Origin of the sequence: Geodermatophilus sp. DSM 44513, from assembly GCF_032460525.1 — a bacterium.
GTDB lineage: Bacteria > Actinomycetota > Actinomycetes > Mycobacteriales > Geodermatophilaceae > Geodermatophilus.
Genome location: NZ_CP135963.1, coordinates 1,116,548 through 1,128,461, shown reverse-complemented (window position 1 = coordinate 1,128,461; position 11,914 = coordinate 1,116,548). Strand labels below are relative to the sequence as shown.

10 protein-coding genes are annotated in these 11,914 nt (G+C 62.8%); all 10 read right to left on the bottom strand.

Annotation, left to right across the window (positions count from 1 at the left end):
* Positions 1–33: 33 nt before the first annotated feature.
* Entirely contained in the window at positions 34–1,245 is a 1,212-nt protein-coding gene (locus RTG05_RS05425; protein WP_166527784.1) for a RelA/SpoT-related domain-containing protein, read from the bottom strand.
* A gap of 85 nt (positions 1,246–1,330) precedes the next feature.
* Positions 1,331–1,996 carry a cytidylate kinase family protein gene (locus RTG05_RS05420; protein ID WP_166527783.1) on the bottom strand — a complete coding sequence of 222 codons (666 nt, stop codon included), beginning with the start codon at positions 1,994–1,996 and terminating at the stop codon, positions 1,331–1,333.
* 364 nt (positions 1,997–2,360) lie between these two features.
* Entirely contained in the window at positions 2,361–2,702 is a 342-nt protein-coding gene (locus tag RTG05_RS05415) for a hypothetical protein (RefSeq protein WP_166527782.1), read from the bottom strand.
* Between the two features lie 74 nt (positions 2,703–2,776).
* Positions 2,777–3,172: an 8-oxoguanine DNA glycosylase OGG fold protein gene (locus tag RTG05_RS22315; RefSeq protein WP_396349624.1), complete on the bottom strand. Its 396-nt coding sequence runs from the start codon at positions 3,170–3,172 to the stop codon at positions 2,777–2,779.
* 323 nt (positions 3,173–3,495) lie between these two features.
* A complete protein-coding gene (locus tag RTG05_RS22310) occupies positions 3,496–3,771 on the bottom strand; it encodes an SRPBCC family protein (RefSeq protein ID WP_396349635.1) in 276 nt (91 codons plus the stop codon).
* 544 nt (positions 3,772–4,315) lie between these two features.
* Positions 4,316–4,834 carry a hypothetical protein gene (locus RTG05_RS05410; RefSeq protein WP_166527781.1) on the bottom strand — a complete coding sequence of 173 codons (519 nt, stop codon included), beginning with the start codon at positions 4,832–4,834 and terminating at the stop codon, positions 4,316–4,318.
* Between the two features lie 198 nt (positions 4,835–5,032).
* Complete coding sequence (locus tag RTG05_RS05405) at positions 5,033–5,554, bottom strand: hypothetical protein (RefSeq protein WP_166527780.1); 522 nt, start codon at positions 5,552–5,554, stop codon at positions 5,033–5,035.
* A 42-nt stretch (positions 5,555–5,596) separates the two neighbouring features.
* Positions 5,597–7,177 carry an LbetaH domain-containing protein gene (locus tag RTG05_RS05400; protein WP_166527779.1) on the bottom strand — a complete coding sequence of 527 codons (1,581 nt, stop codon included), beginning with the start codon at positions 7,175–7,177 and terminating at the stop codon, positions 5,597–5,599.
* A gap of 844 nt (positions 7,178–8,021) precedes the next feature.
* Positions 8,022–9,041, bottom strand: coding sequence for a ComEC/Rec2 family competence protein (locus tag RTG05_RS05395; RefSeq protein WP_166527778.1), 1,020 nt, complete (start codon positions 9,039–9,041; stop codon positions 8,022–8,024).
* 718 nt (positions 9,042–9,759) lie between these two features.
* Positions 9,760–11,871, bottom strand: a complete 2,112-nt coding sequence (locus RTG05_RS05390) for a sensor histidine kinase (RefSeq protein ID WP_166527777.1) — start codon at positions 11,869–11,871, stop codon at positions 9,760–9,762.
* Between the last annotated feature and the right edge of the window lie 43 nt (positions 11,872–11,914).

Here is an 11,914-nt window from a genome sequence, read left to right as displayed (position 1 = left end):
TCAGCGTGGAGTCGACCGAGGGCCCTCCATCCCTCACCGAAGCCGAGCCAAGCCGTCGGCTGGCCGCACTTCAATCCTCCGCCGATCCGCGTCGGCGTTCACCACTTCGACACGAATCGTCGACCCCGGGCTCACGTAGTCCTCGAGATTGACGTAGGACGTTCCGCCTGCCTCGATATGCCTCGCCGACATCGTCGCCGTATCCCCGCTTGTCAGCTGCACTAGCGAGTAGCGCGGCTTCACCCGTACGACCGTCCCGACATGTGTGTGCCCGGCTGCGTAGAGTTCCTCAAACTCATGCATCTCATCTATGCGCGCCTCCAGCCGTGTCGCCACATCGGTCAGGCGCCCCTCGACTGCGTTAGGACCGAGAGGCCAGGCAGCCGCGGCAAACAAGAACTCGCTGTCAGGAACTAGCACCGGGTGCTTCGCGAAGACGGAGCTCGATAAGTCCCGCGTCCCGCTGATCGCCGCCCATACCTGGTCGCGGTTCAGCAAGGGCGCCGCTCCAAACAGGGAGCGGGCCCGCTCCAGTTCTGGGTTGGCCACCGCGAGTTCTCGGCCCATGACTTCAGCGAAGACAGCGCGCAACAGTTTCCCGTTGGTGCGGGCCCCGGTCCCTGGAGTCGGCTTGTGGATCTCCACCGGCTGCGCGACTTCGTCTTCGATCTTAGCGAGCTCATCGCGCAAATCTTGGGCGATTTCATCAAGAACAGCTAACGCCGTAGCCAGGCGCTTGCTAAGCGTCGTAACGAGGCCCGGAACTTTCACCTCAGGCTTGAACGTATCCTCATGTGTCAACTCCCCCCAGGCGTGCTGCAGAAGGGTGCGGACTTGTATCTCGCACACGACTGCGGAATAGTCCGAGCCAGCCGGCACGTCAACGCTCACTAACAGGTGGGCCGCGCGGTATCCGCTCTGCCTTGGATTGGTGATGTAGTCCTCCGCGCACTTCTCAGGCGGGAGGTGACCCGGCAGAGCCAGGGTCTTCGACTGCTTGATGGCCTCGACCATACAGAGCACGTCCTGGACCGTATTGCATGTAACCCGTGTTCCGACGACGTCGGTAAGCACGCGGAAAACGTCCTCCGGGTCCTTGATGACCTCGGCATACTTACTATGCTGCGCCTTGGCGAGTAGGCGGGCAGGCTCCTTGATTCGCCCTGTCTCCACGCGGATGCGGCGTTGCTGGCTGACGGTGAAACAGGTTCGATCCCGGGTTATCGCCTGCAGACTGTCGGTCACCCTACGCAGGGCGCTTTCGTGTTGCGCTGCACGTTCGGCATAAAGGCGGAACAATGTCTGCGCGAATTCCGGCGACTGGCGCGAGTCAGGCAACAGAGCCGCCGAGAAGGTCTTCCTCTGTTGTCGTCGGCCGTGGGTGCAAGCGCGAGGGACGCTTGAGTGCCGTGGTCACCGCATCGAGGACCTGCGGCGCGAACGCAGCAATACCACGCTGACACGCTTCATGTGTCGGTGCCGAAAGCAGGGTCGTATTGTCGACGATCACTTGGAACGGTCCCTTATCGGTGAACAGGTCAAAGCCATGCCGCCGCATGAAGATTTGACGAGTCGTCTCGTCCTTATCGGCCACGAGGGCGGAGCATTCCAGCATGTCCAAGGCCGGCGAACAGCCCTGGGACACATAGCACTTCCAGGTTCGGGTCACGAAGCTCGACTCGATCCATACGTTGACCGCCGGACTCTCACTGATCCATGGCATCGCCCAGGTGTCCAAGACCAGATGGTCGCTACTTCTGGCCTTTTGTATCAGCCGCGATTCGAGCTCTTCGTCGAGGGAGTCACTTGCCTCACGCATTGCGTTGATCTCGCCCAACTTCGTGAACCAGAGCCGAGGTGCAGCGGCTTGCGTCAGGCCAAGTATGTCGGCGATGATTTCGGTTGCTGAAACGTATTCGTAGTTCAACTGCTCGGCCAGCACTTTTGCGTGCGTGGTTTTTCCAGCGGCCGTCAACCCGGCGAAGGCAATATTCATTATCCAGTCCCCCGCGCTCTTAACCTAAGCCTGCGAGCAAAGTCCGAGAAGACTAGCGCCTGAGGGAGTGACCGGGTCGGCGAAGCTCGATGAGCACGTTACGAGACGGCCTGACCCGATTGCCTAATCGGACGGTCGTAACGCATTGTGTAGGAAGACGACGCACAGAGTCAGTAGCCCAAGTCGTCAAGGGCTGTCCCCATGGTGCAACGGTGTGCGTCGGGGGCATCCCACGCCAGGATCTTCCGAAGGAGACAGGGCGTCGCAATGGCGCGCTCAATGTGGGTCAAGGTCGTGCAGCAGATCTATGGCGCTGCCAGAAAGCCGGCTCCGCTGCCGGAATAGCGCACAGCGCTTACCTTAGTTAGCGGCGATCTCTGAACCAGTTGAGGACGCCTCGAGCGTCTCTGATCTCGGTAGAAGATTGCCCGCTCTGGCCGTCGTCGTCGTGGTAACTGTAGTCCTGACGAATACCGATGTCATCGGTGAAGGTGTCCGTCCACTCTTCCGTACGAGTGAACTTTCCGTCCGAACTCCAGCCATCGTGGCTGGATCGATGGGTCTCGCTCTTGCCCCGATACGTCTCGTCGTAGTCGTCGATTAGAGCACTCAGGAAGCTGGCTTCGTGGTCAGTCAGGCGTGTACCAGAGACATCCAGATGCTGTCCGATTTTGTCCCTGGTCCGCTTCTTCTCGTTTCGATCCACCGACAACCCCCTCGACTCGCTCGTCAGCCCGATGCTAGTCACGGACGAGGTGCCCGTCCGCCTGGGCGGAAGGACTACGGCTCCGACCGCCCCTGCTTGGGGGCGGCAGCCACCCGCCGCCCGAGCCAAAACACCGCCATCTCAACCGCGTCCGTCCGGACAGCGGGGCTTCCTGGCCCGTCAGGCTCCGCTGCCTGATTCTGGGCGTAGTCCAACCAGCGCTCGTATACGCCAACCGGCCAAGGCCCCGTCTCACTGAGGCCCCAGCCCTCCAGGTAGTTGAGTCCGATAGCCACGAACTGGTCGAGAATCAAGGCGCGTCCCACATCGCCGGACGTGCCATCGGCGTCGACGTAATAGAAGAACTTTGTGAAGAACGACGGTCCGAGGTGCGGCAGCCAGTTCGCCTGGTACCGCCTCAGTGGCGTAGCCCTGGGGTGGACAGAACGGATCCGGCTCCCCCGCGGCACGAGGAGGAGGCGTATCCGGGAAGGCAAGCTCGGTCCAGGGCTTCGGCGCCTCGTCGCCCTCGGCACGGGTGTGCGTGCCGACCGCGATGAACCACTCGAAGCGACGAGGGGGCGTTCTTGAGCCCACCTGGAAACCTGAATTTCCAAGATCGACCTCCAACACACCTCGTGCCCCCCGGGTCTCGGGCGCCGGCCGGACGCCACATTCGTCCCTGGCTCCTCGCCTCGATCCCTTCGGTCTCAGCGGTCAGGTACCGATCGGTGAGGCGGCGGTAGACCGTCCCATCATCACGTGCACGGGCCGGCCTGTTCCACCGTCAGCGTCACGCGTGTGCCGCGGCTCGCGAGCCCCTCCAGCGGGTGCCGAACGGTGGTGCGGACGCCCCGGGCCGGTGGCCACCCGGGTGAACGAGCGGCTCGACTCCAGCTCGGTCACGACGTACTCGGTTAGGGGATCCGGGGCTGCTTCGCGCGGACCGGCACCCGACGGCGAGCGGCGCTTGGTCGAGGCGTTGCACACAGGTGACCGTCGGCGCCCACTCCGGCCACCGCTTGACGTCGCGCAGCACCTCCCAGACCCCCTCGACCGGGGCCTCGATGTCGATCCCGGTGCTCGCTCCACCGGGCCATCCGGCTCCCGATCGCTACTGGAGACCGACCGAGATCAAGTGCCACACACGTCTTGCATCTGAGGTAGCGGAACTCGTTGTGACGGCTGGGCGAGCAGCCGCTGCAACCAGTTCACCCGGCCTCTCGTCCGCTCCTCCCCCGTCGCCGCGTTCCTGTACCAGCAAGCTGCCGACGTCCGCGGCGCCCAGATTGCCCACGCCATCGTCGCCATGCTCAGCGCGGCCACAGGTCACCCACCGACGGTCTGGAACTCTCCGGGTTGCAAGCTGTAGGACGCGATAGGGCACGTGCGTCAGGAGCGGACCTCCAGGAAGCGCATAGGCGGCTGACCAGCAGAGCCCGATCCGACCTTCCAAGCTGGCCATGCCGATTCGATCCCGGTCACCCGCTCCACGTGAAACCGCACGTCAGATGCCCCGTAGGCATACTGGAGGAGTTCTGAAGGGCCTTCCGAAAGCCCCGGTCTGATCCTCTTATGTCCCATCTTTTTCCACTGCGTGGGTCATGAATGGGTCACGCCGGGCGGCTCGCGGTGAGCTCGAGGTTGTGCCGAGCGGCAATCCGCCGAGCGATCTCCTCCGCCGTGACCGAGAGGCGCTCGGCCGCGGCACGGCTGTAGATGACGACGGCGCAGACGGCGTACTGCCACAGCGGGGTTCCCCACCAGCCGGCGTCGCTCAATATGTCGGGCTGCAGGCCGCCGCAAATGCAGCCGCGCATGCAGCCGGCGGCGTACAGGGCGTATTGGCTGTTGCGAAGCTCGACGCGGCCGCGGAACGTCACCTCCGGCAGGTAGCGCTCGCACAGCCCCTCGTACTCCAGCGGCCCAGCGCCAGCCGGACACGCGAGGTCGAGCGCCGTGACGGCCAACTCGAGGATGGCCAGATCCGGCGCAAGCCAACCGGGCACGTGGCTGGGAGCTGCTGCCGCAATTTGGTCATCGACGTCGTCGCCCGCTGCCAAGCCGGACAGCACCGCAACCTGACCGCGGCGACGCAGGACGTCCTGGTCGATGCGCTCCTGCTGCGTCACAGCGACATCGTCACCCGAGGCCTCGTCCTGCGCTGCCACCCCGGCAATGCCGCCGAGCCCTCTGGACCCAGAACCCCGGCGGGGCGGCGCAATCTAATGCGACGGGCGGTGCCATGTACCGGTCGATGCAGCGGTCAGACACGTCGGGGCACGGAAGCCTGCCCCGTCCCCTATGCCGTTCGACGCGCCCGGGCACTGCTACTCGCGGCGGACAAGCCCACTAAACCCCGCGACCACCAGTAGCCCGAGAACCCAGCCAAGGACGGTCGACGTCCAGGCAAAGACTGCGACCCATTGGCCGTCCTCGGGGTCAGGCACCCAGTGGTCCCGCTGGCGCAGATTGATGACCGGCAGCAATGTATCCAGGCTGTAGACATAGGGCGACAGACACGGATAAGTCTTGGCGTCGCAGTTGGAGCTGACCGCCGTTGTGGTTCGGGATGGGACCAGAAGTTCGTGGCGAGCGCCGTAGTTGAAGACGACGCACCCGGCACTGAAGATCGCGAATGCCAGCAGCAGCGCGCGGAGAGGCTCATAGCCGTGGCCAACGGTGATGCGCAACAGTTGCCGCCCAATGTTCCGGAGTCGAAGGCCCTCGTTGTGGCGCGCCATTAGGATTTTTCTGGCCTCGCGCTCCCTCCCGCCGGCCCAGTAAGCAGCGGCCAGCTGCAGGAAGGGTTGCGGCAGAGCAGCGCGGCGTTGCAACCGCAGCCATTCCACGCGGTCCTTCCACGACAGGTCGGGGCTTTGCAAGGACTCGTACTAGAAACCCTCGAGCTTCAGATGAGCGGGCGGCGTTTCAGCTTGGGCGGTCGTTGCTCCGGCGCTCACGTTGCTGCGGAACCAGCTGTGCCGGTCGTCGAAGAAGCTGGTGACCTGTGCGTGGGATAGGTCAAGGTCTCCCATGATGGTGACCCCCGTGAGGTCGAGCTCCCGTTCGATGTGCAGCCCGGCAACATCGAGCGCCACGTCACCGCGGTTCTCGAAAGATCCGCCCACGGCATTGACGCTGCCTGAGACATCGGATCCGCGCAGCACGACCGCACCCTTGGCAGTGAAGGGATGGGTCAGGAACACATTCCCGTTGACGGTCGCGTCTCTGAGATTGAGGGCCGGCTTCCCAAGATCATCCTTGGACAGTTTGGCGGGAGGGCGTCCGTAGAAGTGACCGCCCTTACACTCCAGGTTGCCACCGATGCTCGCGCGTAGGGCGTCGACACCTCCCTCCGCATCGAAGCCGTTGCGGAGGAGGACCGGTCCGTCGACAGTGCACCACTGGGCATCTATGGCGGCGGTAAGGGGGCCACCCACGAAAGCCCCGTCGTCGCACTCGATGGCCGCGGTCACCTTCGCAGAGAAGAGCCGAACCCCGCCCTTGATGGTGGCGCCGCGAAGCAGGAGGGCCCCGCCGACGGTCGCCGTCTCAAGGGTCAGTGCGTAGCCGCGCTCGGCGCGCAGGTAGGCGTAATCAGCTACAACGTTGCCGCCGATCGTCGCCGCGAAGAATGCGATCCCTCCGTTGATTCTGACGGAGTTAGTGGACCAAGTGGCCCGTCGTTCAAGAGCGTGCGGGCGAAGGGACAGATTGACTGCGCCTCCGATGATCGCGTGGTCCGCAAGAAGAGCCCACGTTGTCGGTGCAGGATTGCCGAATCGCGGCGTGACCGAAGTTTGCGACTCCGCGACGGGGCGGCGGCGCCCCTCGACCGTCGCGCCATTCAAGACAAGCCCGTTGTCGATCCGGACGCCCATGGCGGCGATCACGCCATCGATGTAAGCGCCGTCGAGTCGCACGCTTCCGCCGATGCGGGCACCAGTCAAGATCAGCGCGTCCGGCTCACGGCTGCGCAGCCTCGCATCTCGGAGATCCGCCGTGCCATCGATCCGTGCACTTCCCAAGTTGATTCCGTCCTCGACGGTCATCCCGCGCAGCGAGACCTGGCCGGCGGCCCGGAGATCCGGGGCGGCGACCGAGTCTCGGACATGGCATCCCGAGAGATCGAGCCGGCCAGCAATTGCGTGTCCTAGCTCGACGCGGTCCAAGAGGCATCGGCGCAAGGAAAGAATCCGGGGCAAGGTGAGCCCCTGCAGGTCGAGTACCCCGACGACGCGCGCTCCAACGAGCTCAAAGCGCTGCCCCGCCTCGGCGGCGCCCTCAACAAGCAGCCCGCGGAGTACGTCGGCGTGGATGGTCCGGTCCATCCACGCGTCGTCGCGGATAGCCGTCAGGGAGCGGATAACTGTCAGGTTGGCGGGGTCCCGGGCCGCCGAGCAGTCCGCGCGGACGGCTGTCGCGAGCCCGTAGCGCAGCCGGGCATGGGCCGTCTCCGTGTTGACCGTCATGGACTCACCTCCGCCGCGACCGTACTGAGCCGACCGCCAGGACGGCGCCCCAAAGCCACCGACCGATCCTGGCAAGCAATCCATGGCCTACTTGCGGTGACCACGGCGCTCTGGCCGGGATGGCTACGGTAGTGGCAATCCCGGCCAGCCACGCATCGAACGATGAGTCGAAGATCCATAAGGGCGCCGACGGACGCTTGCATGGCTAGGTCACCGTTGAGTTCATGCTCGACGCTGCTGAGTAAGCCCGGGTCAACTGCAAGCCGAACAGCAACTAGAGACGGGATCGACCGGGCCTCTTGATGAAAGCCCTGGTCCGGGTAGAGGTACCGGACTCGAACCCCTGACCCCCAATCTGCCAGGCCGACCTAACGGCGCTCGCCGACGTCCGCGGATGTAGGAAAGGGCTTGCTGAGCAGGGGGCCCGCCACTTCACCGGACGACGGCGCACGAACGCGGACCAAGATCGGAGTACGTCGACTGCAACTACCGTTGCAGCCACATATGCCTGGTCGTTAGCGCAGCTCCTGAAACGAGATCAGTAATCGATGAAACAACACATGGTGATCGACCCGCTTCGCCTGCCTCCGCCTCGACGAGCCGGAGCGGACCGGCGTTCTCACGATTCCGGAGGAGGACGGCGGCAGCGAAGGCGCCTGGCCTCACCGAAGCAAGCCACCGCCAGCACCGCGGTGCAGACCCGGAATCTGCTTGCCGCGAGGGAGAGGCGCCGCGACGCTTCGAACGATGGCCCGGCCCGCGATGCCCGCCGTAGCCGCGCACACCTGTTGCCACCGATGCCTCAAGGCGCGGCGCCTACCCTGACTACACGGACCACGCAAGCCTATACGGAAGCTATCGGATCGTCCGAGTCGAGCATATCCCGCGCTCGTCTAAGATTGAGACACAACGGTGTGTCGACGTTCGCCTTCACGAAATCAAGATGGCTCACGAGATCCGGCGACGACAGGGAGTCAGTCAAGGGAGCAAACGGCAAGCTACCGGCGCAGCACTTGCCGAGTCCACGCCCCGCTGCGGGTACTGAGGCCAGGTGTCCATCTCGAGCGACCGCTGTGGGATGACACCGTTTACTCAGTTGCGTACAGGCGATATGACTCGCAGGAGAGCCCTCGAGTACGCCCAAGACGATGTCTGGCTGTGGATTCGAGTAGCCATCGCGGCCCAGTGAGAATACGACCGAGGCAGGCTGCACCGCGCCCGCGAGCTCACGAGCAAATGTTTGATCGTCTCCGTCGCAATGGCCCCCATGATGCGGAAAGACTAGGACGTCTGCCGTTAAGTCGATATTCCTTTGCTGCAGATGAAGTAGGGCTCGAGAGTCCATGTCGCCGCAAAGCAGGACAGACCTACTGCCGCCTGAAATCCGCACGACGGCTGACATCGAGTTTGATGTCAGCTCGCCACCGCGATGACTTGCGTCCCGAGGGCCCGTGCTCGCCCACGAGACACTTGGGTGCATGATTTCGAAGGACAGATTTTCGGTCGATATTTCACCTTTGGCGGCCGAGTTGAGACTCATTGATACATTGAGCTCGCCCCGGTCACTCTTGTCCGACGCCAACGTACTCAAGTCTTCGAAGAGTTGACTCTGTTTTTGCGCATCTGCGTTATACCAAAGTTTCTTAACGACGATGTGACTCGAAAGCAAAGCGATCGCACTGCCGATGTGATCGGCATCGGCATGCGACAGGACCAGGTGGTTAACCGTTAAGATACCTTGCGTCTCTAGTTGATCTAGCAAGGTGGGACCCCGACCAGCATCTACGACGACCACCTCATCGCCATCCTGAGCGACCGCCGCATTGCCGTGGCCAACATCCAGCACTGTCACTTCGGTCGTCAATCAATACTCCGATCGCCGGACAGCCAATTCGAGGAATCCTCCGGCGCTAGCTCAACATCCTCGAAGTACAGATCGCCGGGCTCGTCAGCGAAAATGTTCACCTTCGCGAAGAGCCGCGAACCCCTCAAACGCTCGCCGTCCCAATGAGCAAGATCAGCCGGCAATAGCGATCGCGACATAACGACGGCCTGAGCGGGCCGCCACCCGGGGACTATCACCTCCAAGTCTGACCCCGGCTGACCCTCGACGTGGGCGATTCGTACTACGGTGCGGAAAGCCTGTCGAGCACGAGGAGTCGTCCCGCTAACCTCTTGTGCCGCCTGCTCGAGCGCCACGCGTACGGTCTCCGCCCCCGTCGTCCCACCTCGCTTCAAGACGCTCGGGACTTGTCGACGATACTTTCGTATAGAACTTGCCTCGTCCGCGTTCGCCCAGGTGGTGATGAGGATAGCGGGCAGGTGTTCCGCGTAGCAGGAAGCAACGACTTCCGCACCCGAGTACGAGACTTTGGAACCAGTGGCACCACCACCCAAGCGGTGGTCAGCGACGAGTGCGCGTGCGTTGGCGCGGACGCTCGTCACCACATCCTTGACCGAGGACAGTAGCGGGATCCGTACGGGCGAGAAACCCGCGTCGATTAGTACCTCGAAAGTTGCTGCAGCGTCAGTTTCCGAGTCATCAAGGACGCCCACCGACTCGCCGGGCGCTAGAACGGCGCTCATCGGAAGTCCCGAGCCGGGCTCTTATCGCTAGAGTCGGCCATCGGCAACCTCACCGTGAAGTGAGCCCCACCCAATGATCCATTCTTTGCCGCAGCCAACCGCCCTCCAAGATCACGGACCACATCCCTTACGATAGTCAATCCGAGCCCAGTGCCATCCTCCCGTGTGGTCCGCCCCGGAAGAAAGACCTCTTCGGGCTCCAACCCCACAATGCCAGGGCCGCTGTCCATAACCTCAAGGACGACCTCATCGGAACTGCTGGTCAATCTAATCTCGATGATGCGAGAGTCGCTGGGCACTCCTGAAGCATTCATGGCATGCACGGAGTTTGCGAGCATATTGAGGAGGATTGCCTCTATGCCAGCAACTGAGCCCCTGACCTCGAGATCATGCCGAGGCGCCTTCACGCGCATTACAACAGACGCATCATCTAGGTAGGGTTTGAACATCTCAGCGACATCAGCAATCACCTCGTAGACGCAAACCGCGCCCGGCCGTCGCTTACTTCGAGTGAGCATGCGCAGGGGAAGCTCGGCGAAGGTGCGTAGGCTCGCCACCGAACCCCTTATTAGACCAAGCGGATTGGCATATCGCTGCTCGAATCGATCCGGCAGATCGGCACGCGCTCTATGCTCAAGCGATCCCGCCATCTGCTCTATTATAGCAACCGGCCGCAGTGTCTCGTGCGCAAAAACTGCGGACGTCGTGCCGACAGTACCCAGGGATCGATACAGCTCAAGGTCCTCCGACACTGACTTGAGTTGACTCTTAGCCGCGCTTTGATAGGTCGACACGACCTTGCGCACTCCTGGACGAACATCCGAGGGCAGCTTACTCAAAACATCTTCGACCTCGCGCGCCGCTACTTCGAGGTCCGTTGCCCTTTCGGTGCGCTCGTCCTGGCGGGCCGCCTCACGCAGCTTCAACCTAACGTCCGCGGCCCAATCTAGGACGTCCTGCGCGAACAGTCTCAAAGCAGTGAACGTCTCATTTTCGATGAAGCCGGTGCGGTCAGTCTTCGGAACAAGAGACTCACTGTCCTGCTCAACGACAATTCGCCCGACGGACGTATTAGTGCCGGGTCTCAATTCCGGATTTTTTACCCTACTCAGGTTCAGGTCGAGCCAGTCATGGCCCGGATCGCCATAAGGATGCACTCGGAGGCCTCGGTGGAAAAGGTGCACTCCACCTACGACTTTCAACCACTGCCTGACAGCATCGACGGTCTGATACGACTGCCGCACGTCGAAGTTCGCCTTGCTCAGGTTGAACAAGAACATTTCAAATCGCGACTGGGGGCCCGAGTAGACGTACGTGGGGTCACGCTTCAATCGCCGATCCGCAACGCGCTCGTGGCCAGCGCGTCCAACAATGTTTCCGCGCCAATCCTTCAGCGTTGCCGACGCCCGACCTTCATCATCCAGGGTGGCCGCGACAAGGTAATCATACTCGGTAAAGTATGACTCGCGCACAAGCCTTTCCATCTCGTCGAAACCGGGCGCTGCAAGGGTGACACGAAAGTCCGTCGAGTCAGGGAAAGGACCCATCAACAGAACAAGAGACCGAGCTAGGCGCTCAACGTCTCGAGTCGACATGTTTGCTCGCAGGTCTTCAATGCGTATATTTGTCCCCGGCGACTCCGCCGTCCGACTACTAACCGCGCTGAGCGGCACCTCTTCGACCGTTTTTGCGTCATCGAAGTCCGCCCAGTCGATCCGCAGTCGATACTCGAGTCCAGCCCCCTCGAACCGGGGTCGGGTCGCCAGAATTACACTATGGCCCAATCGGAGCGCCGCTAGACGGCCAAGCCCTTTCTCGCCAACCTTCTGCCGCCCCGCCCTTGAGAACCTTGAGCCACTCTTGCCTGACTTGCCCAGGAGGAGCCAGCCATTGCGAATGTCATCGGGCGACATCCCGTCACCGTCATCCGCCACGAGGACGGCCGATCCCTTGGCACCCCCCGCCTCGAGGCTGATGCGGCAGTAGGAGGCGTCCGCGTCGTATGCGTTCCTAACGAGTTCGAGTATGCCGAGGTCAGCATGCGGGACGAGCTCCTCCCCGAGACGTCGGAGGATGTCCGGGGCGAAGCGGATGTGTTCTGTCGACATGCGTCCCTCACCGGGTCCATGCGGACGCGTCGCTGCGACCGGC